Genomic DNA, 23,018 nt, shown 5'->3' with positions numbered 1-23,018 from the left:
GCCGCTTGCCGGTTCATAGCGAGGCCATCCGGTTGCCGGCCGTCCGCATTGACGCTGCACCCGACCACGCCTAGCTACGCTAATTCGCAGACGAGGAGGGTGCGTCATGCCACGTTTCGATCCGTGCCGGGTTTTCCGCAAGCTTTCCTATAACAACGCGCTCGCGAACTATCGCCTTCTTGCTGCCTGCTCGTCTCTCCGGCCCGGGGAATTCGAGGCCGAACGCGTGAGCTTCTTCCCCTCGATCAAGGCGACGCTCAATCACATCATCACTGTCGACTGGTTCTATGTCGACGGACTGGAAGGCGGCTCCTTGGGCCTGAAAGCCTTCGACGTCGAAGAGCCCTTCGATGAGGTCGCTGCGCTTGCCGCCGAGCAGCGCAAGGTCGATCGACGCCTCGTGGCGCTTTGCGAAGTCCTTACGCCGGAAAAGCTCGTGTCCGTCATTGATCTTCAGCGCACCGGCCGCATCCAGAAGGAGCGCATGGAGGATGTCTTGAGCCATCTCTTCCAGCATCAGACGCATCACCGCGGCCAGGTTCACGCGATGCTCGCCGGAACAAGCGTCGAGCCGCCGCAGCTCGACGAGTTCATCGTCGATGACGACGCAAAGTTCCGCGGCGGCGAACTTGACGCCCTTGGATGGAGCGAAGAGAAGCTGATGCTCTAGATGTCTGGGGTTATTGCCTAGCCGCGAAATGCGGCTTCGAGCTTCTCGATGTCGAGCTTCACCATGCCGAGCATGACTTCGGTGACACGCTTGGCGCGCTCGCGATCGGGATCGGAAACCATCTCGATCAGCGCGCGCGGAACGATCTGCCAGGAGAGGCCCCAGCGATCCTTCAGCCAACCGCAGTGCTCCTCCACGCCGCCGTTTGTCAGGAAGGCGTGCCATATCCTGTCGATCTCCTCCTGCGTCTCGCATTGCACCGAGATCGAAAAAGCGTGGTTGAACGCTTCGAACGGACCCGCTTCCATAGCCGTGAAATGCTGATCTGCCAGTTCGAGATCAATGATCTTGACGCTGCCCGGAGGGCCGCTTGGCGTTTCAGCCGGAAGGACGGTCATGCGCCCCATGGACGAATTCGGAATCGTCGCCACATAGAATTCAACGGCCTGCTGGACGTCCTTCTCGAACCAGAGACTCGAACTGACCTTGAGCACGGTTTTTCCTCCTTGTGCTGTGTCGACGAAATGTTCGACAGCCCTAGGACGTTTCAAATGTTGCCGCTCCCGACAGCGCTCACGAAATCTTTTCAGAAATTCCCGCGAATGCAGAATTTGACGTTTACGCAAACGTCAAAATTTTGTAAGACACTGTCAAAAGCCGGGCTCGATCCGGTTGCCGAATTGGAGGAATTCGAACGATGCCAGTCTACAAGGCCCCGGTGAACGACACACTCTTCGTGCTCAACGATGTGCTGGGTCTGGAGCGCTACAACAACCTCCCGGGCTTTGCCGATGCGACGCCGGATATGCTCGAGGCCATTCTGGGCGAGGCCGCGAAGTTCGCCGAGGAAGTGCTTCTTCCACTCAATGCCTCCGGCGATCGGGAAGGCTGCAAGCGCGCGGATGACGGCTCGGTCACCACGCCGAAGGGCTTCAAGGAAGCCTACAAGGCCTATAGCGACGGCGGCTGGGTGGGTTTGGCGGTCCCCGAAGAATTCGGCGGGCAGGGACTGCCTTACACGCTGCATTGTGCCGTCGGCGAATATACATCTGCCGCCAATATGTCGCTGATGATGTATCCGGGCCTGACCCAGGGTGCGATTGCCGCAATCTTTGTCCACGGCACGCCCGAGCAAAAGCAGACCTACCTACCGAAGATGGTCTCCGGCGAATGGTCCGGCACCATGAACCTGACCGAGCCGCATTGCGGCACCGATCTCGGCCTTTTGCGGACTAAGGCGGTTCCACAGGCGGACGGCAGCTACAAGATTACCGGCCAGAAGATCTTCATCTCCGCCGGCGAGCACGACATGACGGATAATATCGTCCATCTGGTACTGGCGCGGATCGAGGGCGCGCCGGAGGGCACCAAGGGGATCTCGCTCTTCATCGTGCCGAAGGTTCTCGTCAATGAAGACGGCACGCCGGGCGCGCGCAACGCAGTCTCCTGCGGCGCGATCGAGCACAAGATGGGCATCCACGGCAACGCCACCTGCGTCATGAACTATGATGAAGCGACAGGCTTCCTGATCGGGTCGGAGAACCGCGGATTGAACGCCATGTTCGTGATGATGAACGAGGCGCGCCTCGGCGTCGGGCTTCAGGGTCTGGCGGTTGCTGAGATTGCCTATCAGAATGCCGTCGATTATGCCCGCGAGCGTATCCAGGGCCGTTCGCTTTCCGGCCCAAAGGCGCCCGATAAGAAGGCTGATCCGATCATCGTTCATCCGGATATCCGGCGTACGCTGATGACGATCCGCGCCTTCAACGAGGCGGGCCGCGCCTTCCTGCTCTGGACGGCGCTGAAATCCGACATCGCCCACCGCTCCGCCGACGAGCAGGAGCGCCAGACGGCGGACGATATTCTCGGTCTCGTCACCCCGATCCTCAAGGGCGTGATGACCGACAAGGGCTTCGAGCACGCGGTCATGGCCCAGCAGGTCTTCGGCGGCCACGGCTATATCGAAGAACACGGCATGAGCCAGTACGTGCGCGACGCCCGGATCGCCATGATCTACGAAGGCGCAAACGGCATCCAGGCGCTCGACCTCGTCGGCCGAAAGCTGGGCCTGAACGGCGGCCGTGCCGTGATGGCGCTCTTCAAGGAGATCGCCGATTTCTGCGAGGAACACCGCAGCGACGAGAAGATGACCTTCTTCACCAAGAACCTGAAGAAGGGCTTGAACGATGTGCAGGCGGCGACCATGTGGTTCATGCAGCACGCGATGGCGAAACCTGACAACGCCGGTGCCGGATCGACCGATTACATGCATCTCTTCGGCCTCGTCATTCTGGGTTACATGTGGGCGAGAATGGCGAAAGCTGCTGAGGATGGCCTTGCTTCGGGCGATACGCCGCGCGAAAGCTACCTGCGCAATAAACTCGTGACCGCCCGCTTCTTCATGGAGCGCGTCATGCCGGAAACGGCACTGCGCAAAGCCCGCATCGAAACCGGCGCAGAGACGATGATGACCTTGGCCGCCGAGGCCTTTTGACTGAAATCCCTTCTCCCCAGCGGGGAGAAGATGTCCGAAGGACAGATAAGGGGTGGGCGCGGCAAGCGCGAACGGCCGGGAGGCCGAAGCTTTGGCGCCCCCTCATCCGACCCCTTCGGGGCCACCTTCTCCCCGAGGGGAGAAGGGAACTATATTGACCGGCCGCCATGGCCGCCAGGGAGACGAAACAATGACCGAGGTTTTCATTTACGACCACGTGCGTACGCCACGCGGCCGCGGCAAGAAGGACGGCTCGCTGCATGAGGTTCCCTCCGTCCGCCTCGCCGCCAAGACGCTGGAAGCGATCCGCGACCGCAACGGGCTTGATACGACGACCGTCGATGACATCATCATGGGCTGCGTCGATCCTGTCATGGATGCCGGCGCCGTCATCCCCAAGGCCGCCGCCTTCGAGGCCGGCTATTCCACCCGCGCGCCGGGCATGCAGATCTCCCGCTTCTGCGCCTCCGGCCTAGACGCCGTGAACTTCGGCGCGGCGAAGATCGCCCAGGGCGCCGATGACATCGTGATTGCAGGCGGCGTCGAAAGCATGTCGCGCGTTGGCCTCGGCATGGCGGGCGGCGCATGGTTCATGGACCCCTCGGTCAACTTCCCGGCCTATTTCATGCCGCAGGGCGTCTCGGCTGATTTGATCGCCACAAAATACGGTTTCTCGCGCGATGACGTCGATGCCTATGCCGTCGAGAGCCAGAAGCGCGCGGCAAACGCCTGGGAGAAGGGCTACTTCAAGAACTCCGTCATCCCGGTCAAGGACCAGAACGGGCTCACCATCCTCGCCCACGACGAGCACATGCGCCCAGGCACGGACATGCAGGCGCTGGCGGCGCTCAACCCTTCCTTCCAGCTCCCCGGCGAGATGGGCGGCTTCGAAGCCGTCGCCATCCAGGCTCATCCGGAGGTCGAGCGTATCAACTACGTCCACCACGCCGGCAATTCGTCGGGCATCGTCGATGGTGCCGCTGCCGTGCTGCTCGGTTCCAAGGCCGGCGGCGAGAACATGGGCCTGAAGCCCCGCGGGCGCATCAGGGCCTTCGCCAATATCGGCTCCGACCCCGCGCTGATGCTGACCGGCCCGGTCGACGTCACCGAAAAGCTCCTGAAGCGCACAGGCATGTCGCTTGCCGATATCGACCTCTTCGAGCTCAACGAAGCCTTCGCCGCCGTCGTGCTGCGCTACATGCAGGCCTTCGAGATCCCGCACGACCAGATCAACGTCAATGGCGGCGCCATCGCCATGGGCCACCCGCTCGGTGCGACCGGCGCGATGATCCTCGGCACGGTTCTGGACGAGTTGGAGCGCCGCGACCTGAATACGGCGCTCGTCACGCTCTGCATCGGCGCCGGCATGGGCACGGCAACGGTGATCGAGAGGGTTTGAGGGGTCCAACCCTCCCCCTTGTGGGGAGGGTCGAGCGTAGCGAGGGGAGGGGTCTTCTTCCGGAGACAATCCCCTCCCCAACCCCTCCCCACAAGGGGGAGGGGCTTCAAGCGGCCAAGATTTTCAAGGGAGAGGAAATCCCGACATGAGCACCTACAAGAATTTCACCGTCGCAACCGACGCGGATGGTATCGCCCTCATCACCTGGGACATGCCGGGCAAGTCCATGAACGTCTTCACCGAGGAGGTGATGGAGGAGCTGAACGCCATCGTCGATGCTACGGTCGCCGATAGCGCCGTGAAGGGCGTGGTGATCACGTCGGGCAAGTCGAGCTTCTCCGGCGGCGCGGATCTGTCGATGATCAAGTCGATGTTCTCCCTCTACCAGCAGGAGAAGGCAGCCAATCCCGACACCGCCGCGCAAAAGCTCTTCGATCTCGTCGGCCGCATGACCGGCCTGTTCCGCAAGATCGAGACATCAGGCAAGCCGTGGGTGTCCGCCATCAACGGCACCTGCATGGGTGGTGCCTTCGAAATGTCGCTCGCCTGCCACGGCCGCGTCGCCTCGAATGCCAAGTCAGTGAAGATCGCGCTGCCCGAGGTCAAGGTCGGCATCTTCCCGGGTGCGGGCGGCACGCAGCGCGTCTCGCGCCTCACCGATGCCCAGTCCGCCCTGCAGATGATGACGACCGGCCAGTCGCTATCGGCGGCCCGCGCCAAGGCGATGAACCTTGTGCATCAGGTGGTGGAACCCGACCAACTCATCCCGGCCGCCAAGCAGATGATCAAGGATGGGCTGAAGCCCGTCGCGCCTTGGGACGAGAAGGGCTTCAAGGCTCCGGGCGGCGGCATCTGGACGCCGGCTTCCGCGCAGCTCTGGCCGGCAGCGCCGGCGATCCTCCGCCGCGAGACATCAGGCAATTATCCCGGTGCGCTCGCCATCCTCAAATGCGTCTATGAGGGTCTCCAGGTCCCCTTCGATACGGCGCTGAAGATCGAGCAGCGCTATTTCACACAGGTGCTGCAGACCACCGAAGCTTTTTCGATGATCCGCTCGCTCTTCATCTCCATGCAGGAGCTCGGCAAAGGGGCCCGCCGCCCGGCGGGCATGCCGAAAACTGAGCTCAAGAAGGTCGGCATCGTCGGCGCCGGTTTCATGGGAGCCTCGATCGCCTATGTCACCGCCGCTGCCGGCATTCCCGTCACCCTCATAGACCGCGACATGGAAGCGGCTGCCAAGGGTAAGGGTGTCGGCGAAGGCCTGGTGAAGGATTCCGTTGGCAAGGGCAGGCTGACGCAGGAAGAGGGTGCCGCCCTTCTCGCGCGCATCACGCCGTCCGCCGATTATGGCGACCTCAGGGATGCCGGTCTCGTCATCGAAGCCGTCTTTGAGGACCGCGAGGTCAAGAAGGCGGTAATCGAAGCCGTCGAAGCGGTACTGCCGGAAGGCGCGATCTTCGCCTCCAACACCTCGACGCTGCCGATCACGGGCCTTGCCAAGAACTCCAAGCGCCCGGCCGATTTCATCGGCGTGCACTTCTTCTCGCCGGTCGAGAAGATGATGCTGACGGAAGTGATCCTCGGCAAGGAGACCGGCGACAAGGCGCTCGCAACAGCACTCGATTACGTCGCCGCTATCAAGAAGACGCCTATTGTCGTCAACGACACCCGCGGCTTCTTCGTCAACCGCTGCGTCTTCCGCTACATCCACGAAGCCTATGACATGCTGATCGAGGGCGTGCCGCCCGCCATGATCGAGAATGCCGCCAAAATGGCCGGCATGCCGGTCGGACCGCTGTCGCTGAACGATGAGGTGGCGATCGATCTTTCGCAGAAGATCCTCAAGGCCACCGTCGCCGATCTCGGCGAGGCCGCCGTCGATCCGAAGCACATGGCGCTGATCAACAAGATGGTCGACGAGCTCGACCGCCGCGGCCGCAAAAATGGTAAGGGCTTCTACGACTATCCGGCGAAGCCGGCCAAGAAGTCGCTTTGGCCGGAACTGAAGACCTTCTACCCGCAGAAGAAGGCGGAAGAGATCGATGTCGAAGTGCTGAAGCAGCGCTTCCTCGTCACTATCGCGCTGGAGGCGGCACGCACCATCGAGGAAGGCATCGTCACCGATCCGCGCGAAGCCGACGTCGGCTCCATCCTCGGCTTCGGCTTCGCCCCCTATACCGGCGGCGTGCTCTCCTATATCGACGGCATGGGCGTGAAGGCGTTCGTGGAACTCTGCGAGAAACTTGCGACAACTTACGGTGCTCACTTCAAGCCCACGGCGCTGCTGAACGACATGGCGGAAAAAGGCGAGACCTTCTACGGCCGTTTCGATCCCTATGGCGGAGCAAAGGAGGCGGCATAGGCCGCCTTCCCGCAGCTGCGCATTATGGCAGCTTTGGCAGACTGAAGGCTTTCAATTCCCGCTTATTGCCGTGTCTATGAAGATCAGGCCGGAGAGCTGGTGCCAGTTCATCGAAGCAATCGGAATTGCCGTAAGGAACGTTGCGGTAGGATCCATCATGATTACGGCATAATTGATTCGACTTGCGTGCCTCTGCCGTGATTTGCTTGCCCTGGACATATGTCACCTCTCTCTAAGCGTCCAAACCTAAGGAGTTCGACATGAGCAATACTCAGGTGCAAGGCGAAACCGCAAGCAAGACCTCGGGAGGGCGAACGGCCGACATGAAACTCGAGATCGTCGTCATCCCTGTTTCGGATGTCGATCGCGCCAAACGATTTTACGGCGACTTGGGTTGGAGGCTCGACGCCGACTTCGCCGGCGATAACGACTATCGCGCAATTCAGTTCACGCCCCCGGGCTCGGGCGCCTCGGTCATCTTTGGCAGACAAGTGACGGCGGCAGCCCCCGGCTCGGCACAGGGGCTGTACCTGATCGTCTCGGACATCGAAGCCGCGCGTAGCGATCTGATTGCCCGCGGTGTCACGGTCAGCGAGGCGTTCCACCCCGGCGACACGAATGCCGGCCCGGATGAACCCTATTTGTTTGGCACGCTCCGGGCTCGCGGCCCGCATCCCGAGCGCAGCAGCTACCGCTCCTATGCCTCGTTCAGCGACCCGGACGGCAACGGCTGGCTGTTCCAGGAAATCACCACGCGACTCCCCGGACGGGTGGAGGCTGACACGACATTCACCTCCACGGCGGAGCTCGCGAGCGCACTCCGCCGTGCCGAGGCTGCCCACGGCGAGTATGAGAAGCGGACCGGCGGCCAGCGCGACGAGAATTGGCCGGACTGGTACGCCGAGTACATCGCAAACGAGCAGGCCGGCAAGCCGCTGCCGTCATGATGTAGAGCCTCGCCCGTGCAGAGAACGATTGACGGAGGCTGGAAAGCCAAATTGCCGCCCCCGGTGTCGGATTTCCGTCTGGCGGTTCGTCCTATGTCCGAAACAACGGACAAGGAGGACCGTTATGACAGATGAAAAGTTCCGCGTCGAAGAGGAAACCATCATCGCCATGCTGATGATGCGCGGCAAGGCCATCGAGGAAAAGAATGTCGAGGGCGTCATGTCCTGCACGGCAGATGACGTTGTCGAGTTTTCGCTGGCTCCGCCGCTCGCCATGACCGGCAAGGATCCTGCTGGCCTCGCGGGCTGGTTCGATACCTGGGAAGGGCCTCTCGGTGGCGATATCCGGGACGCGAAGCTGACGATTGGCGGCGATGTTGCCTTCTGGAGCGGCCTGGTGAATATGACCGGCACCAAGACGGATGGCGAAAAGGTCGACCTATGGTTCCGCCAGACGCTCGGCCTCATCAAAAAGGGCGGCCGCTGGCTGGTCGCCCACGAGCACGCCTCCGTGCCCTTCGCCATGGATGGCAGCGGCCGCGCGCTGCTCGACCTCAAGCCGTAACGTCACTCCGCCGCGGCGCGCTTCAGTCCGGAAATCTGTGTGATGAAGGCGCGGAGTGCGGCCGGGCGCACGGGCTTGTGCTGGATGGTGATGCCGTGGCGTTCCGCCTCTGCGCGCACCTCCGGCGTCCGGTCGGCCGTCACCAGCAGCGCCGGAATCTCGACCCGGAAGCGCTCCCTGAGATCAAGGATCGCTGAAATGCCGTTGCCATCGCCGAGGTGATAGTCGGCGATGATGAGATCGGGTGGCGGCCGATCCGTGCCGAGATCCGCAACGGCGGCAAGGGAATCCACCGCTTCTACCTCGCAACCCCAACCTGAAATCAGAAGGCGCATGCCTTCAAGGATCTTCACTTCGTTGTCGAGGCAAAGAATCTGCAGCCCCCTGAGCGTTTGCGCCGAACGATCGGCCGGTGGTGCGGCAGTTGGTGCATCACCGGCTTTCGAAGCATCGATCGGCATGACGATCCGGAAATCCGTCCCGCTGCCATGCGTCGAGTGAAGCTCGACCGTATGGTTGAGAACGCGGGCGATGCGGTCGACGATCGACAGGCCGAGCCCGAGGCCGGCGGCCGTCTTTGCCCCTTCCTCAAGCCGCGCGAATTCCTTGAAGACCGTGCGGAATTTCGAAGGCGGGATGCCGATGCCGGAATCGACCACCTGGATCACCACCTGCTTGCCCCGCCGCCGGACCCCAACCAGCACCTTGCCGCTCAGCGTATATTTGATGGCGTTGGAGACGAGATTCTGCACAAGCCGCCGCAGTAGGTTCGGATCGGAGCGGACCCGCAACGATGTCGGCATAACAACGAGCTTCAGGTTTTTCGCCCGGGCAATCGGCGCGAAATCTGTTTCGATGCGCTCCAGCAAGCTGGCAAGCGGCACGGAGGTCAGCCGCGGGCGCATGGCGCCAGTGTCCAGCCGCGAGATGTCGAGAACGGCGCCCAGGATGGTCTCGACGGATTCGAGTGCGGAATCGATGTTCCGTACGATCGGCCCGTTGTCGGAAAGCGCCATGCGCTCGACGAGCGCGGAGGAATACAGCCGCGCCGCATTCAGCGGCTGGAGGATGTCGTGGCCGGCAGCGGCAAGGAAGCGGGTCTTGCCGATATTTGCCTCGTCGGCCGCCGCTCTCGCTTCGCCGAGTTCGCGGTTCACCCGCGTCAGCTCCGCGGTCCGCTCGGCCACGCGCTGCTCCAGCGTTTCGTTCGCCTGTTTCAAAGCCCGGTCGGCGGCAACTTGCTGGGTAATGTCGGTGAAGGTTGCGACGATCCCCTTGTCCGGCATGGCGTTTGAACGGACCTCAATAATCCTCTCGCCGCCGCCGAGAACGAGCGAGAAGGGCTTGTCGAGCGTCAGGAAATGCCGCACCGTCTGGCTGAGATCGGCGGCCGAAACGTCGCCGCGCCTGCCGAGAATCGCGACGATCTCCGACAGCGGGAAGCCGACGCGGCCGGCATCTTCCGGGAGATCCAGAAGCTGGCGGAAGCGCCGGTTCCAGATCGTCAGCTGGTTGGAGCTGTCAAAGACGGCGATGCCCTGATCCATCTGCGAGAGCGCCGTCTGCAACATGTCCTGGTTATATTGCAATGCCTCGCTGGCCTGATCGAGCAGCCATGCGGTGTCGGCCGAAGCATCCTCGGTCTTCTGGAGGATGAGCGAAAGCACCAGCCGCGCCGAAGAGGAGCCGATGGCGCTTCCCAGCAGCTGCTCGGTAAAGTGAATGAGCGCCATGTCCGCCGGCTGATCGTCCTCCAGTTTCCGGCCCGACCCCTGCTCGTATGTCGCAAGCGATCGCTGCATGCGCTCCTCGCCGAGATATCGCGCTATCGCCGTTTTCAGATCGCCGACGCTGATCCGCGTCTTCCAGCCGCGGGTTGCAAATTGCGAGCGTGATTGTCCCTTGACGAAGATCCCTGCCTGGATGCGCTCCAGCGGCCGTGCATTGCGCGTCATGGAGCCGACAATGAAGAAGGCGGTGTTGACGAGCAGGCTCATTGCCGTGGCGCTAACCAGGGGATCGGCGTTCACGGGTGCAAAAATCGTCGTCCCGGGAAAGATGAAGTTGAGGAACGCGGTGGCGACATAGGAGTAATCCGGTCCGCCGAGCGAGGGCAGGAAAAGCAGGTAGAACCAGATGATGAATCCCGAAGTCAGGCCGAGAACCGCGCCGCGTGCGTTGGCTCGTCGCCAGACCAAGCCACCGAAAAGGGCAGGAGCGATCTGCGCGATTGCGGCGAAGGACAGAAGACCGATCGATGCCAGGCCGGTGGTGCTATCGGTCGAGCGATAGTAGGCGTAGCCGAGCAGAAGGACGGCAAAGATCGCGCTTCGTCTGATGTTGAGCAGGCTCTTGGCAAAGTCGTTGCGCTGGGTAATGCGCCCGGCAAGCTTCCGGCGCAGAAAGATCGGCATGATGAGGTCGTTCGACACCATGATCGAAAGCGCCACGGAATCGACGATGACCATCGCGGTCGCTGCCGAAAAGCCGCCGATAAAGGTGATCAGCGAGACCACCGGCATCTGTCCGGCAAGCGGCAGCGACAGCACGTAGAGATCGGCATTGCCTGCCCCGCCGAAGGTCAGCAATCCGGCGATCGCCACCGGCAGCACGAAGAGATTGATGACGATGAGATAGAGCGGGAAGAGATAGCCCGCGAGCCGCAATTGCTTGGCCGAGCGGTTTTCGACCACCGTGACGTGAAACTGGCGCGGCAGCATGATGATGGCGAATGCCGAAAGCAGCGTCAGCGTGATCCAGCGGCTGAGCGGCGTCTCGTAGGTCAATGCGGAGTTTACCAGCGCATTTCCCACGCTCTTCTGCCAGAGGTCGACCGGCCCTTCGAACAGGAACCAGATGACGCAGACACCGGCGGTGAGAAAGGCCACGAGCTTGACCAGCGACTCCATGGAAACCGCGAGGATCAATCCGTCCTGATGCTCGGTGGCGTCAGTATGTCGTGTGCCGAACATGATGGCGAAGCAGGCAAGCACGAGGGTCGCGACCAGCGGGAGATCGAGAAAGTAAAGGTTGCCGCTGCCGATACCGTAGTCGGATGGATTGACCATCGCCGTTACGGCGCTGGAGATCGCCTTCAATTGCAGCGCGATGTATGGAATTGTGCCGACCAGAGAGATCAGCGCGACGATGGTGGCGACCGTGGAATTCTTTCCGTAGCGAGCAGCGAGGAAGTCCGCTACCGACGTAAGCTTTTCCGTCTTTGCAAGCTCGATGATCCGCCGCAGAACCGGCATGCCGAGCGTGAAGACAAGGATCGGGCCGATATAGATGCCGGCAAATTCCAGGCCGCGCTGGGAGGCGAGCCCGACGCCACCGAAATAGGTCCAGGAGGTGCAGTAGATACCAAGGCTGAGCGCATAGACAACCGGCCAGCCGCCTTGCGGTATGCCGAGCCTCTGGCTTCTGCGGTCGCCATAGCTTGCGACGGCGAACAGAAGCAGAAGATAGCCCAAGGCAAATGCAATTATAACCCAGCCTGCAAGCATTGACCCTCCGCCCGATCCACCATGCGCCGGTTCCCCGGAAGGCTTGAAGATTAAGGGAAATCCTCCCTTTTGGAAATTGCGGTGATCTAGGCATTAAGTCCAAGACGGAAGGAAAAGCCGATTGTTTCAATTCGACAATTGATTAATCAATCAAGAGCTGTAGCTAATGGAAACAACGCACTGTCGAGAGAGCGCATCAGAGGGAGACAGATCGGATGCTTAACGAGTTCAAGGCTTTCATCGCCCGAGGCAACGTCATGGATCTCGCCGTCGGTGTCATCATCGGTGGCGCTTTCGGCGGTATCGTGAAATCACTGGTCGACGACATCATCATGCCGATCGTCGGGGCCATTTTCGGCGGTTTCGATTTTTCCAACTATTTCATCGGCCTTTCGTCTTCGGTCAACGCGCCGACGCTTGCGGCCGCCCGGGCCCAGGGTGCCGTCTTCGCCTATGGCAGTTTCATCACCGTCGTCATCAATTTCCTGATCCTCGCCTGGATCATCTTCCTGCTGATCAAGGGCGTGAACACGCTCCGCAAGCAGGTCGAGCGCAACGAGGAAAAGGCCGCCGAAGAAGCGCCGCCCCCGGCGGATGTCGCGCTGCTGACGGAAATCCGCGATCTATTGGCCAAGCGCCCGGCGGTCTGATTGCTGCCGGAGCCCGCACATTCTGCGGCGCTCATTCATCACGAAAATCGATACGGCATCACGCATTCTCATGGGATTTGCGTGCGGTTTTGTTTTATGAAAGCCAAAACCGGAGATCTGCATGTCGATTATGAACAGCCTGAGCCCGCGCGCCGTTTCGGCGCCAGAAAGCGGGATCGTAGAAGTCGTGAATTATGCCCGTGGCCGCGATGGCCTGCTGCCGTTGTGGGTCGGAGAAGGTGATCTTCCGACGCCGGACTTCATCAGCAAGGCTGCGATGGATGCGCTCGCCGCAGGAGAAACCTTCTACACCTGGCAGCGCGGTATTCCCGAACTGCGTCAGGCTCTATCGGACTACTATGCCCGGCATTTCGGCATCACCCTGCCGGTGGAGCATTTCTACGTGACCGGCTCGGGCATGCAGGCGATCCAGATCGCCGTGCAGGCGCTGACCTCCCCGGGCGACGAATTGATCTATCTGACGCCCGCCTGGCCGAATATCGCTGCAGCGCTTGAAATCGCCGGCGCCCGCTCGATTCCCGTCGAGCTGCAGTTCGAAGGCGGCAAATGGGCAGTTGATCTCAACCGCATCGAAGCCGCGATCACGCCGAAGACCAAGGCGTTTTTCATCAACACGCCGTCGAACCCGACAGGTTGGACGGCGACGAGGAAGGACCTCGCAGACATCCTGGAACTTGCCCGCAAGCACGATCTCTGGATCATGGCGGACGAAATTTACGCGCGCTATTTCTACGCTGGCGGCCGTGCGCCTTCTTTCCTGGATGTCATGACACCAGGCGACAGGATCATGTTCGTCAACTCATTCTCGAAGAACTGGTCGATGACCGGCTGGCGCGTCGGCTGGATCGTGGCGCCGCCGGAAACGGGGCAGGTGCTCGAAAACCTGATCCAATATTCGACCTCCGGCGTTGCTCAGTTCATGCAGAAGGGAGCGGTGGCGGCTCTCAACCAGGGCGACGAATTCGTCGCCGCCAACATCGGGAAGGCAGCCCTTTCCCGCGACATTCTTTGTGATGCGCTCGTTGCCACCAATCGCGTCGAGACGCTGAAGCCGGACGGGGCGCTCTACGCCTTCCTGAAGATCGACGGCGTCACGGACAGCCGCAAGGCGGCGCTCGATATCGTCGACAAGACCGGTGTCGGCCTGGCGCCCGGCACGGCCTTCGGCCCAGGCGGCGAACTCTTCCTGCGGGCTTGTTTCCTGCGCGATCCGGAACAGGTCAAGGACGCCGCCGGCAGGCTCAGCGAGTACATTCTGAAGCTATGACGATCAAAGCCCGGCTCTCAAAGCCGGGCTTTTTTGTACCGGAACGTCAGTTCGATAAAATTGTAGAATAACCGGCAATCGGGTCCTAACCACCGCATCAAACTTACCGGTTCAAAGCCCCGCAAACGGCTGCCAAATAAGAAAATCAGAAAGGAAAGACGGCGTGAAATGCCCCTGTTCGAATAAGACAGGGAATGCGGGACATGGCAATTTTGGTGACGGGCGGCGCCGGTTATATCGGCAGCCATATGGTCTGGGCGCTGCTCGACGCGGGCGAGGACGTCGTTGTGCTCGATCGCCTTTCTACCGGCTTTCGTTGGGCGGTGGCGCCTGCCACGCGATTCTACCTGGGGGATATCGCCGATGCCGAGGTCCTGAAGAGGATCTTCATCGAGAACGACATAGAAGCGATTGTCCATTTTGCGGGATCCGCGGTCGTCCCGGCTTCGGTTGCCGATCCGCTTTCCTATTACGACAATAACTCGGGCAAGACGCGTGCGCTTTTGAGCGCGGCAATCAAGGCCGGCGTGCGCCATTTCGTCTTTTCCTCGACCGCCGCCGTCTACGGCCCGCAGAAGACCTCTGAGGCGGTCAAGGAAACCGCGCCGCTCAACCCGGAAAATCCCTATGGCCAGTCGAAGCTGATGACCGAGTTCATGTTGCGCGATGCGGCTGCGGCCTACGACTTTGACTATGTGGCGCTCCGCTATTTCAACGTCGCGGGCGCCGATCCGCACGGCCGTGCGGGACAATCCACCAGCAGCGCGACGCATCTCATCAAGGTCGCCTGCGAGGCCGCACTCGGCAAGCGTGACAGCGTGCATGTCTACGGCATCGACTACCCGACGCATGACGGCACCGGCGTGCGCGATTATATCCATGTGACCGACCTGGCAGAGGCCCATCTGAAGGCCTTGCAGCATCTTCGCAAGGGCAACGGGTCGCTGGTGGCGAATTGCGGCTACGGTGCCGGCTATTCGGTGCTCGACGTGCTGAACATGGTGGTGCGGCTGCGCGGCCATTCGTTCAAGGTCCACATGGCGCCGCGTCGTCCGGGCGATGCCGCAAGCGTCGTTGCTGACGCCACCTTGGCGCGGCGTGTGCTAGGCTGGACGCCGAAACATGACTCTCTGGAAACGATCGTTCGCAGTGCCCTGGATTGGGAACTAGCCCTCATGGATCGCCGGGTCCACGATCTGCACGGAATGCATCGTGCGCTTGCGGCGGCTTCGTTCTAAACACCAGCATGTCGGCTTGCACTGTGCTTTGAATCTCACACGGCCCGCGCCTGATGATATAAAGTCCATTGGAGCGATGCCTCCTTCTGTTTATTGATGGGGGATCAGTCGAGGGTGGACAGTGGACATGAAGAACGGACACGAGCGCGAAGTTATTATCGAACGGCGCGGTACGGCGGGCATCATCCGGCTCAATCGGCCGCGGGCGTTGAACAGCCTGACGCTCGACATGGTGCGCATGATCGATACGGCGCTCGACGAATTTGCGGATGACGATGGGATTGCAAGCGTGGTCGTGGCCGGCGAGGGCGAGCGCGGCTTCTGCGCCGGCGGCGATATTCGTGTCCTTCACGAAAGCGGGCGTTCCAATTCCGGTTTGGCAGAGACGTTCTGGCGCGAAGAATTTACCCTCAACCATCGCATCGCCAACTACGCAAAGCCCTATATCGCGCTGATGGACGGCATCACCATGGGCGGCGGCGTCGGACTTTCGGCCCATGGGCGGCACCGTATTGCGACCGAGCGGACGAGGCTTGCGATGCCGGAAACCGGCATCGGATATTTCCCGGATGTCGGAGCGACCTGGCTCCTGCCGCGTATGCCTGGCGAAACGGGAACATGGGCCGGACTGACGGGCCTGGAGCTGAACGCTGCAGACGCCATCTACGCCGGCCTTACGGATCTGCAGATCCCGTCTTCGCGGCTGCCGCACGTGATCGATGCATTGGCGCGCATGCCGGCCGGTTCGTCATCGGTGGCCTGCGATGCCTTGCTAAAGCATCTGTCTGAAGAGCCGGCTGAAAGCCGTTTGCGAAGCGCCCAGGAGCTGATCGACCGCCTCTTCCGCTTCGACAGCGTGGAAGACATTGCCGGGGCGCTTGGCGCGGAGCAGGACGCGTTTGCTGTCGAGTCGCTTCGCGTCTTGAGGACGCGTTCGCCGACCAGCCTGAAACTGACTCTCCGTCTTGTGAGGGAGGGCCGCAACAGCGCCCGCCTCGCGGAGTGCCTGAACCGCGAGCTGGCCGCCGGCATTCAAATGTTGAAGTCCGCGGATTTCTACGAAGGCGTGCGGGCGGCGGTGATCGACAAGGACCGAAATCCCAAATGGTCGCCGTCGACCCTTGAGGCAGTGGATGCGGATATGATCGCGCCGTTCTTCAAACCTCTCGATCATCCTCTTCCCATCTAGCGCCACATGCCGCGCATGCGGGCGCCGACATCGATGCGAACCTGGCGAGCCTGCTGTGCGCTGGCGCTCCCGCTCTTGCCCTGCGGCCAGCCGCAGACTTCGAAGAATTGCAGCAGCGTGGCCGGGATAAAGCGCGTGCGCGATGCATAGACGTGCCGGTCGCCCTGCGCATTCTGCCCATGCGTGAAGAAGCGCTGTGGAACGATGAGATCGAGATTGTCCTTGGCGCGGGTCATCGCGACATAGAGGAGACGCCGCTCCTCTTCTATCTCCGCGCTGGTGCCGATGCCCAGGTCGGACGGTATGCAGCCGTCGACCACGTTCAACATGAAGACTTTGGTCCACTCCTGCCCCTTGGCCGAGTGGATGGTCGAGAGAATCAAGTAGTCCTCGTCGAGCAGCGGCACGCCGGCCTGGTCGCTTGTCGCGTCCGGCGGATCGAGCGTCAGCTCTGTAAGAAAGCGTTCCCGCGAGGGATAGCCGCCCGCGATCTGCTCGAGTTGCAGAAGATCGGCCTGACGCGTCGAGGCATCCTCATGCAACCGCTCGAGATGCGGCTGGTACCACTCCCGGACGAGGCCGATTTCGGCAGGCCAGCCGGCCTTGCCGGCTTTCAATTCCTGCATGACTGAGACGAAGGATGTCCAATCCTCCCCGGCGCGGGGCGGGGCGGGCATGGCCGCGAGCGCCTGCAGCGGGCTTGGGTCTCCCGCCATCTGATCGAGTGCGCGCTGGGCGGTCGAAGGACCGACGCCCGGCAGGATCTGCATCAGCCGGAAGCCGGCAACCCGGTCCCGCGGGTTGAGCGCAAAGCGGAGAGCGGCGAGCATATCCTTGACATGCGCGCTGTCGAGGAACTTCAAGCCGCCGAATTTCACGAATGGAATGTTGCGGCGGGTGAGCTCGACCTCCAGCGGGCCGCTGTGATGGGAGGCGCGGAAGAGCACCGCCTGGCTTTTCAGCCGCGTGCCTTCCTCCCGGTTCTCCAGCACCTTGTCTGCGACATAGCGCGCCTGGTCGGCCTCGTCGCGCACCGTGACGAGGCGAGGGCGCTCAGCCGATTGCCGCTCCGTCCAGAGGTTCTTGGTAAAGCGCTCCGAGGCAAGATCAATCACGGCATTGGCCGCAGCAAGGATCGGCTGCGTCGAGCGGTAGTTGCGGTCGAGCGTAACGATATTGGCTGCCGGGCTGAACGACGCAGGGAAATCGAGGATGTTGCGGACGGTGGCGGCCCGGAAGGAATAGATCGATTGTGCATCGTCCCCGACGACAGTCAGCCCCTGGCCTCCGGGCTTCAACGCCAGCAGGATAGAAGACTGCAAGCGGTTCGTGTCCTGATACTCGTCAACGAGCACATGGTCGAAGCGGCTGCCGATATCCCCGGCGATCATCGGTTCGGCAACCATCTGTGCCCAGTAAAGCAGCAAGTCGTCGTAATCGAGGACGTTCTGGCTCTGCTTGGCCTCGACGTAGGCGGCGAAGAGTTCGCGAAGTTGTTTTTCCCACGCAGCGCACCAAGGGAACGCGTCACGCAAAACCAGAGACAGCTCCGTCTCCGAATTCACGGCTCGGGAGTAGATCGCAAGGCAGGTCCCCTTGGTGGGAAAGCGGCTCTCCATCTTCGAAAAGCCGAGCTCGTGACGAACGAGGTTCATCAGATCGGCGCTGTCTTCCCGGTCGTGGATGGTGAAGGCGGGGTCGACCCCGATCTGCTCAGCGTAGTCGCGAAGCAGCCGCGCGCCAATCCCATGAAAGGTACCGCTCCAGGCAAGCGCATCGGCCATGATGCCGGAATTGGCGCCGAGAACCTGGGCACAGATGCGCTCGACACGGCGCGCCATTTCGGAAGCCGCCCGGCGGGAGAAGGTCATGAGCAGGATGCGGCGCGGGTCGGCCCCCTTGACGATCAGATGCGCAACCCGGTGCGCCAGCGTGTTGGTCTTGCCGGACCCCGCACCGGCGATGACCAGCAGCGGGCCAGCAATATGGATGCCCTCGGCAAGCGTGCCATGTTCGACCGCCATGCGCTGTTGTGGATTGAGCTTTTCGAGATACATCCAGCCGTCCGGTTGGCGCCGTGCGGAATCGCGCACGGACAGGTTAGGTGTTCCTTGAATGTTCTTGATTGTGATTCCTGTCAAGCACGGGCTTTAGTCGTCAAAGTCGGACATGACTTGCCGGCGCACGAGCTTGAGGCTGCGATCCGGCTGGAGGATGTATGTTTCCTCTACGCGGTTGCCGCTTGAATCGTGAAAAGTGTTATAGACGGCGCTGCCAACCGGCGACTTCGTCAGTTTCGTTCTCGGCTGGCCGCCATACGTGATGCTGCCGGGGATCGGCTCAAGCTCATTCGCCGTATCCGACGACGTGCAGCTGCAGAGCAGAAACGCTACGAGGATAGCCGAAACGCCCACTTTCATTGAATTGCCTCCACCGCTGTTTCACTAGATATCGCAAAGGTCGGCCAGAGCAAAGTACAGCCTCAAATCTCCATTGCTCACCCGCTGCTTACCCGTGGACATGCAACCAAAAGCCATGCCGAGCGTTAGGGATTATTACCGGTGGAGATCCCCTATGGTACTTCCGTTTGAACCCTGGAACGCGCAGGAAGGCTGCGCCGAAGGACATGGCAACTCAGCAACGAAAGCCTCGGTGGAAAGCGCCCTCCACGCCGCCCGCGACCTGAATGTCGATCAGGTTACTGTGACGGTTGTCGGCTCTTATGTTGTTTTGGAGGGCATCGTGCAACGGGAAGGCGACGATGATCGCGCTGTCGAGATCGCAGAGGAGGTCGTCGGCAAGGGTCACGTCAAGAGCCGCCTGCTGCGGCAGTGACTGGTCAACGGAACCAAAACCACGTCTGGCGTGTTGACTGCCTGATTTCAACGCTGGAGACTGTCATGAGGACGATTTTCCGTTTGGCCATTCCCGCCTTCCTTGCCGCGTCGGCGGTATTTAGCTCTCCCGCCTATGCTTCACTTGAGGGCGACGTGGAACACTACTCCGCGCTGCCGCAGGACCAGATTGCGCTGAACGAATTTATCGACTCTCCTAGCTGTGCTCCGGTCGAAGCGCATTATCTTCCATCCTTCATCCGCGCACCGGATGGAACGATTATCGGCGTCGGCTATATCGAGATGGAAGGCGGTAACGACTGCTGAAGGAGCCGTCGTTCGCGATAATGGATTGCTACGTCGTTTTGACGGATAGCAGCGGTGGCGAGCGCGTCGCGCTCGTCAGTGAAGCTTGAGCTTGGCTTCTTCCGCAGCTGCCAGAAACTCGGCGCGCGCTTCCTCGCAGGTTTTGCGCCCGTCAAGGGCCGCACGGCAGGTACTGCGGGCTTTGAGATAGTGCAGGCCGCGGGTGACGGGCCAAAGGTCGGTGAGGCATTTCAATGCATCGAACGGGCCGTTCACGGTTCTCGCATCGGCGTTTTCGAAGCCGACCTTGACCGGATTGCCCCATCTCTCTGTTGCCATAAGCCATTCCTCCTGTGTCTACGCCAAAACGCACACCCGGGGTCTTCCGTTCCTCTCGCAAGACCCCGCACATAGGCATTGTAGCGGGTTATTTGTTGGCGGCAATCGCGTTTTGATCATCGCACGAGCGGCGAACGAGAAATGCAATTCGATTCTTGGCGAAACTGGTGCCGCGACATCTCATGCATTGGCATATGCCGACAGTAGTACCTTCATCCAAAAGGCGGAGTGGTACTCATCTTTGGTTGCGACCACAGCGACTATGGCTATGTCGAGCATGAAAATGTGCAGATTTTCTAAAATCGAAAGCTGATGCAGAATGACATGCAGTATTTCATCTCCGGGCCAGGGGAGAGAGGCATGTCTTCAAACGAAGAACGGTACTCGCAGCTCAATCATGCGCGGCGTCATTTCCTCGGTCTGGCTGCGGCAACAGGGGCCAGATTAGCGGCGATGGGTACTCTCGCGGCCGCGATACTTCCTTCGTTCAGCGCTCAAGCCCAGCAGGGTGGTAATCAGGGCGGCAACCAGCAGGGAGGCAATCAGGGCGGCAATCAACAGGGCGGCGGTCGCGGCGGTTCCAGGTGCTTTCTCCGTGGCACCTCTGTTCTGACGCCAACAGGCGAGGTTTGCGTCGAGAGTCTTCAGATCGGCGATCTTGTCGAAACCGTGCGCGGCCAAGCCATGCCGGTGAAATGGGTCGGTCGTAGTCTCTACAAGCGAAGCGGTTCATCCTGGAATCCCGACATCGTGCCGATCCGCATTTCGCGGTATGCGCTGGATGATCGGACTCCTCACAGGGATCTCTATCTCTCCCCTGGCCATGCTCTGTTCATCGATGGCGTCCTCATCCTGGCGAAGGATCTCGTCAATGGGATCTCCATTGCGCCGGCCCCTCCGGCCGACGGGGAGGTGATTGAATATTTCCACGTTGTGCTCGAAACCCATGAAGTGATCCTCGCCGAAGGAGCGCCCGCCGAGAGCTTCCTTCTCTGGGGCGACAATCACGAAGGCTTCACGAACTTTCCTGAATTCAGACGCCTCTATCCTGCCGGTTTTGCGATGAAGCCATTCGCACGGGTCGCGGGTTCTGAATCCGGCCGGGATCACCTGAAGGCTCTTCTGCGGCTCGGGATGCGTCCCTTTGTTCCCGGATGCGAGCCATTACCCGATGCGCGCGAACCAATCGATCGCGCCTATGAGAGAATCGCAGCACGAGCCGAGCAGCTCGTCAGCTAAAGGGACAACTTGACGCCACCGCCGAAGAAAATGCGGCCCATCCAGCCTAACGATCTACTGAAGACGTTAAGGGGGCCGTGCTCAAAGAGCTGGATCCGCGGTGGCTTTTTCTCGCCTCTCACTTTAGCGGAAAACTGGTGCTGCCGAGTGGGATTGAACCACCGACCTCACCCTTACCAAGGGTGTGCTCTACCACTGAGCTACGGCAGCAGGACCAGCACGCGTGAGCCGAACGGCTGCATTGCGTGAACGGGGGGCCTATTGCCACAGCTTCTCGATAAGCGCAAGCCGCAAATTCCAACTTCGCATGTATTAACGGGTAAGCTCTTTTTGCGCAGGGCGGAATCCGTTAAACATGGCGCATGGATGACAATACCGAAAAAGCCGCGAAAGGCCGCAAGGCCATGATCGAAGAGCAGGCGAAGCTGCGCCGGGAGCGCGCCGCCGAAAAGCTTCGCGAAAACCTCGCCCGCCGCAAGCACCAGACGCGGGCGCGGCGCGCCGGGCAGGAGGACGAGACAAGTGGGCTTCCTGCCGCAAAAATGGACGAATCGTAATGTTCGCTCCGCTGCGAATTGAAGCGTGTACGGAATTCGTCTAAAGACCTCCCTCCCTTTTTAAGGCAGAACTTTCAGAAAGGCGGGCGCAGCCCGTAAGTCCCTCATGGATCGTATCAGAATTGTCGGCGGTAATGAGCTCAATGGCATCATTCCGATTTCCGGCGCCAAGAATGCCGCCTTGCCGCTGATGATCGCCTCGCTGTTGACCAGCGACACGCTGACGCTCGAAAACGTTCCGCATCTGGCCGATGTCGAACTGCTGATGCGGATCCTCGGCAATCACGGCGTCGACGTTGCCGTCAACGGCCGCCGCGAGCGCCAGGAGGACTCCTATGCGCGCACCATCCACTTCACCTGCCGCACCATCGTCGACACGACGGCTTCCTACGAGCTGGTTTCGAAGATGCGCGCTTCCTTCTGGGTCATCGGGCCTCTCCTAGCGCGCGAGGGCCACTGCCGTGTTTCGCTGCCGGGCGGTTGCGCCATCGGCACGCGTCCGGTGGATCTTTTCCTCGAAGGATTGGCAGCGCTTGGCGCAAACCTTGAAATCGACGGCGGCTATGTCAATGCGACGGCCCCGTCCGGCGGGCTGATTGGCACGCGCTACACCTTCCCGAAGGTTTCGGTCGGTGCGACCCACGTGATGATGATGGCGGCAACCCTTGCGCGCGGCACCACGGTCATCGGCAATGCCGCCCGTGAGCCCGAAGTCGTCGATCTCGCGAACTGCCTGAACGCCATGGGTGCGAAAATTTCCGGGCACGGCACCTCGACGATTGCGATTGAAGGCGTGCAGTCGCTCTCGGGCGCACGCCACCGCGTTCTGCCGGACCGCATCGAGACCGGCACCTATGCGATAGCCGTTGCGATGGCCGGCGGCGACGTCGTTCTTGAGAATACCGACACGACGCTGCTTGAAACGGCGCTGGAAACGATCCGCCGCGCAGGCGCCGAGATTTCGCCGACCAACAACGGCATCCGCGTCAGGCGCAATGGCGGCGGCATCAAGCCGGTGGACGTCGTGACCGATCCGTTCCCGGGCTTCCCGACTGACCTGCAAGCGCAGTTCATGGCGCTCATGACGCGCTCTTCCGGCATTTCGCACGTGACGGAAACGATCTTCGAAAACCGCTTCATGCATGTGCAGGAGCTAGCCCGTCTCGGCGCGAAGATCTCGCTTTCCGGCCAGACGGCCAAGATCGAGGGCGTGCAGCGGCTGAAGGGCGCGCCTGTGATGGCAACCGATCTTCGTGCGTCCGTTTCGCTGGTGATCGCCGGTCTTGCCGCCGAAGGAGAGACCGTGGTTTCCCGCGTCTATCATCTCGATCGCGGCTTCGAGCGGCTGGAAGCAAAGCTCACCCGCTGCGGGGCGATCGTCGAGCGCGTCAGCGAATAGGGAAGAGGCGTTCATAGCCGCTTTATCCCGGTTGCG

At 61.2% G+C, this 23,018-nt stretch carries 20 protein-coding genes and 1 tRNA gene; 15 read left to right on the top strand and 6 right to left on the bottom strand.

Annotated features, from left to right (window positions below):
* Nucleotides 1–106 precede the first annotated feature (106 nt).
* The gene (locus ACPYOI_RS09655; protein WP_481416585.1) at nucleotides 107–670 is read left to right on the top strand and encodes a DinB family protein; all 564 of its coding nucleotides are present in this window, start codon (nucleotides 107–109) and stop codon (nucleotides 668–670) included.
* A gap of 17 nt (nucleotides 671–687) precedes the next feature.
* On the opposite strand, the gene ACPYOI_RS09650 is transcribed toward ACPYOI_RS09655, so the two are convergent.
* On the bottom strand, nucleotides 688–1,164 hold the full coding sequence (locus tag ACPYOI_RS09650; RefSeq protein ID WP_481422830.1) for a VOC family protein: 477 nt from the start codon (nucleotides 1,162–1,164) through the stop codon (nucleotides 688–690).
* 203 nt (nucleotides 1,165–1,367) lie between these two features.
* On the opposite strand from ACPYOI_RS09650, the gene ACPYOI_RS09645 reads away from it, so the two are divergent.
* The 5 genes from ACPYOI_RS09645 to ACPYOI_RS09625 all read left to right on the top strand — a co-directional run bounded on the left by ACPYOI_RS09645 (nucleotide 1,368) and on the right by ACPYOI_RS09625 (nucleotide 8,437).
* Nucleotides 1,368–3,164 (top strand): acyl-CoA dehydrogenase C-terminal domain-containing protein, encoded by a 1,797-nt coding sequence (locus ACPYOI_RS09645; RefSeq protein ID WP_481416587.1) that lies wholly within the window; start codon nucleotides 1,368–1,370, stop codon nucleotides 3,162–3,164.
* A 190-nt stretch (nucleotides 3,165–3,354) separates the two neighbouring features.
* On the top strand, nucleotides 3,355–4,563 hold the full coding sequence (locus ACPYOI_RS09640; RefSeq protein ID WP_481416588.1) for an acetyl-CoA C-acetyltransferase: 1,209 nt from the start codon (nucleotides 3,355–3,357) through the stop codon (nucleotides 4,561–4,563).
* Between the two features lie 145 nt (nucleotides 4,564–4,708).
* Nucleotides 4,709–6,925, top strand: a complete 2,217-nt coding sequence (locus ACPYOI_RS09635; RefSeq protein WP_481415152.1) for a 3-hydroxyacyl-CoA dehydrogenase NAD-binding domain-containing protein — start codon at nucleotides 4,709–4,711, stop codon at nucleotides 6,923–6,925.
* A gap of 260 nt (nucleotides 6,926–7,185) precedes the next feature.
* Nucleotides 7,186–7,872: a VOC family protein gene (locus tag ACPYOI_RS09630; protein WP_481415151.1), complete on the top strand. Its 687-nt coding sequence runs from the start codon at nucleotides 7,186–7,188 to the stop codon at nucleotides 7,870–7,872.
* A 124-nt stretch (nucleotides 7,873–7,996) separates the two neighbouring features.
* On the top strand, nucleotides 7,997–8,437 hold the full coding sequence (locus ACPYOI_RS09625; RefSeq protein ID WP_481415150.1) for a YybH family protein: 441 nt from the start codon (nucleotides 7,997–7,999) through the stop codon (nucleotides 8,435–8,437).
* A gap of 2 nt (nucleotides 8,438–8,439) precedes the next feature.
* On the opposite strand, the gene ACPYOI_RS09620 is transcribed toward ACPYOI_RS09625, so the two are convergent.
* Nucleotides 8,440–11,943: a hybrid sensor histidine kinase/response regulator gene (locus ACPYOI_RS09620; RefSeq protein ID WP_481415149.1), complete on the bottom strand. Its 3,504-nt coding sequence runs from the start codon at nucleotides 11,941–11,943 to the stop codon at nucleotides 8,440–8,442.
* Between the two features lie 215 nt (nucleotides 11,944–12,158).
* Here ACPYOI_RS09620 and mscL point away from each other — a divergent pair, with 215 nt between their 5' ends.
* From mscL to ACPYOI_RS09600, 4 genes are all read left to right on the top strand, one after another.
* Entirely contained in the window at nucleotides 12,159–12,593 is a 435-nt protein-coding gene (gene mscL / locus ACPYOI_RS09615) for a large conductance mechanosensitive channel protein MscL (RefSeq protein ID WP_168828280.1), read from the top strand.
* 121 nt (nucleotides 12,594–12,714) lie between these two features.
* Entirely contained in the window at nucleotides 12,715–13,881 is a 1,167-nt protein-coding gene (locus ACPYOI_RS09610; protein WP_481415148.1) for a pyridoxal phosphate-dependent aminotransferase, read from the top strand.
* Nucleotides 13,882–14,084: 203 nt separating this feature from the next.
* Nucleotides 14,085–15,119: a UDP-glucose 4-epimerase GalE gene (gene galE / locus ACPYOI_RS09605; protein WP_481415147.1), complete on the top strand. Its 1,035-nt coding sequence runs from the start codon at nucleotides 14,085–14,087 to the stop codon at nucleotides 15,117–15,119.
* 127 nt (nucleotides 15,120–15,246) lie between these two features.
* Nucleotides 15,247–16,308: an enoyl-CoA hydratase/isomerase family protein gene (locus ACPYOI_RS09600; RefSeq protein WP_481415146.1), complete on the top strand. Its 1,062-nt coding sequence runs from the start codon at nucleotides 15,247–15,249 to the stop codon at nucleotides 16,306–16,308.
* On the opposite strand, the gene ACPYOI_RS09595 is transcribed toward ACPYOI_RS09600, so the two are convergent.
* Both ACPYOI_RS09595 and ACPYOI_RS09590 read right to left on the bottom strand, forming a co-directional pair.
* Complete coding sequence (locus ACPYOI_RS09595) at nucleotides 16,305–18,365, bottom strand: ATP-dependent helicase (protein WP_481415145.1); 2,061 nt, start codon at nucleotides 18,363–18,365, stop codon at nucleotides 16,305–16,307. The genes ACPYOI_RS09600 and ACPYOI_RS09595 overlap by 4 nt on opposite strands.
* A 93-nt stretch (nucleotides 18,366–18,458) precedes the next feature.
* Entirely contained in the window at nucleotides 18,459–18,728 is a 270-nt protein-coding gene (locus tag ACPYOI_RS09590) for a hypothetical protein (protein ID WP_481415144.1), read from the bottom strand.
* Between the two features lie 154 nt (nucleotides 18,729–18,882).
* Between ACPYOI_RS09590 and ACPYOI_RS09585 the strand changes: the two genes are divergently transcribed.
* Entirely contained in the window at nucleotides 18,883–19,143 is a 261-nt protein-coding gene (locus ACPYOI_RS09585; RefSeq protein WP_481415143.1) for a BON domain-containing protein, read from the top strand.
* Between the two features lie 65 nt (nucleotides 19,144–19,208).
* Complete coding sequence (locus tag ACPYOI_RS09580) at nucleotides 19,209–19,469, top strand: hypothetical protein (protein ID WP_481415142.1); 261 nt, start codon at nucleotides 19,209–19,211, stop codon at nucleotides 19,467–19,469.
* A gap of 75 nt (nucleotides 19,470–19,544) precedes the next feature.
* On the opposite strand, the gene ACPYOI_RS09575 is transcribed toward ACPYOI_RS09580, so the two are convergent.
* Nucleotides 19,545–19,787 (bottom strand): DUF982 domain-containing protein, encoded by a 243-nt coding sequence (locus ACPYOI_RS09575; protein ID WP_481415141.1) that lies wholly within the window; start codon nucleotides 19,785–19,787, stop codon nucleotides 19,545–19,547.
* A 360-nt stretch (nucleotides 19,788–20,147) separates the two neighbouring features.
* Here ACPYOI_RS09575 and ACPYOI_RS09570 point away from each other — a divergent pair, with 360 nt between their 5' ends.
* Nucleotides 20,148–21,026: a Hint domain-containing protein gene (locus ACPYOI_RS09570; protein WP_481415140.1), complete on the top strand. Its 879-nt coding sequence runs from the start codon at nucleotides 20,148–20,150 to the stop codon at nucleotides 21,024–21,026.
* 135 nt (nucleotides 21,027–21,161) lie between these two features.
* Here ACPYOI_RS09570 and ACPYOI_RS09565 read toward each other — a convergent pair.
* Nucleotides 21,162–21,236 (bottom strand) — tRNA-Thr (locus ACPYOI_RS09565).
* 152 nt (nucleotides 21,237–21,388) lie between these two features.
* Between ACPYOI_RS09565 and ACPYOI_RS09560 the strand changes: the two genes are divergently transcribed.
* Entirely contained in the window at nucleotides 21,389–21,583 is a 195-nt protein-coding gene (locus ACPYOI_RS09560; RefSeq protein WP_168828290.1) for a hypothetical protein, read from the top strand.
* Between the two features lie 106 nt (nucleotides 21,584–21,689).
* Nucleotides 21,690–22,982: a UDP-N-acetylglucosamine 1-carboxyvinyltransferase gene (gene murA, locus ACPYOI_RS09555; protein WP_481415139.1), complete on the top strand. Its 1,293-nt coding sequence runs from the start codon at nucleotides 21,690–21,692 to the stop codon at nucleotides 22,980–22,982.
* The last annotated feature ends 36 nt before the right edge of the window (nucleotides 22,983–23,018 follow it).

It is taken from the genome of Rhizobium sp. SVR5-2C (genome assembly GCF_056755115.1).
Note: the sequence above shows the minus strand (reverse complement) of the source record. Positions and strands in the feature narration are given on the sequence as shown.

Bases quoted from the DNA above. Each gene is read 5' to 3' on its own strand.
- ACPYOI_RS09570 (WP_481415140.1), top strand. From the start codon at position 20,148: ATGTCTTCAAACGAAGAACGGTACTCGCAGCTCAATCATGCGCGGCGT.
- ACPYOI_RS09600 (WP_481415146.1), top strand. From the start codon at position 15,247: ATGAAGAACGGACACGAGCGCGAAGTTATTATCGAACGGCGCGGTACG.
- ACPYOI_RS09560 (WP_168828290.1), top strand. From the start codon at position 21,389: ATGGATGACAATACCGAAAAAGCCGCGAAAGGCCGCAAGGCCATGATC.
- ACPYOI_RS09610 (WP_481415148.1), top strand. From the start codon at position 12,715: ATGTCGATTATGAACAGCCTGAGCCCGCGCGCCGTTTCGGCGCCAGAA.
- ACPYOI_RS09630 (WP_481415151.1), top strand. From the start codon at position 7,186: ATGAGCAATACTCAGGTGCAAGGCGAAACCGCAAGCAAGACCTCGGGA.
- ACPYOI_RS09640 (WP_481416588.1), top strand. From the start codon at position 3,355: ATGACCGAGGTTTTCATTTACGACCACGTGCGTACGCCACGCGGCCGC.
- ACPYOI_RS09655 (WP_481416585.1), top strand. From the start codon at position 107: ATGCCACGTTTCGATCCGTGCCGGGTTTTCCGCAAGCTTTCCTATAAC.
- ACPYOI_RS09590 (WP_481415144.1), bottom strand. From the start codon at position 18,728: ATGAAAGTGGGCGTTTCGGCTATCCTCGTAGCGTTTCTGCTCTGCAGC.
- ACPYOI_RS09585 (WP_481415143.1), top strand. From the start codon at position 18,883: ATGGTACTTCCGTTTGAACCCTGGAACGCGCAGGAAGGCTGCGCCGAA.
- murA (WP_481415139.1), top strand. From the start codon at position 21,690: ATGGATCGTATCAGAATTGTCGGCGGTAATGAGCTCAATGGCATCATT.
- ACPYOI_RS09575 (WP_481415141.1), bottom strand. From the start codon at position 19,787: ATGGCAACAGAGAGATGGGGCAATCCGGTCAAGGTCGGCTTCGAAAAC.
- ACPYOI_RS09645 (WP_481416587.1), top strand. From the start codon at position 1,368: ATGCCAGTCTACAAGGCCCCGGTGAACGACACACTCTTCGTGCTCAAC.
- ACPYOI_RS09625 (WP_481415150.1), top strand. From the start codon at position 7,997: ATGACAGATGAAAAGTTCCGCGTCGAAGAGGAAACCATCATCGCCATG.
- ACPYOI_RS09580 (WP_481415142.1), top strand. From the start codon at position 19,209: ATGAGGACGATTTTCCGTTTGGCCATTCCCGCCTTCCTTGCCGCGTCG.
- galE (WP_481415147.1), top strand. From the start codon at position 14,085: ATGGCAATTTTGGTGACGGGCGGCGCCGGTTATATCGGCAGCCATATG.
- mscL (WP_168828280.1), top strand. From the start codon at position 12,159: ATGCTTAACGAGTTCAAGGCTTTCATCGCCCGAGGCAACGTCATGGAT.
- ACPYOI_RS09635 (WP_481415152.1), top strand. From the start codon at position 4,709: ATGAGCACCTACAAGAATTTCACCGTCGCAACCGACGCGGATGGTATC.
- ACPYOI_RS09620 (WP_481415149.1), bottom strand. From the start codon at position 11,943: ATGCTTGCAGGCTGGGTTATAATTGCATTTGCCTTGGGCTATCTTCTG.
- ACPYOI_RS09595 (WP_481415145.1), bottom strand. From the start codon at position 18,365: ATGTATCTCGAAAAGCTCAATCCACAACAGCGCATGGCGGTCGAACAT.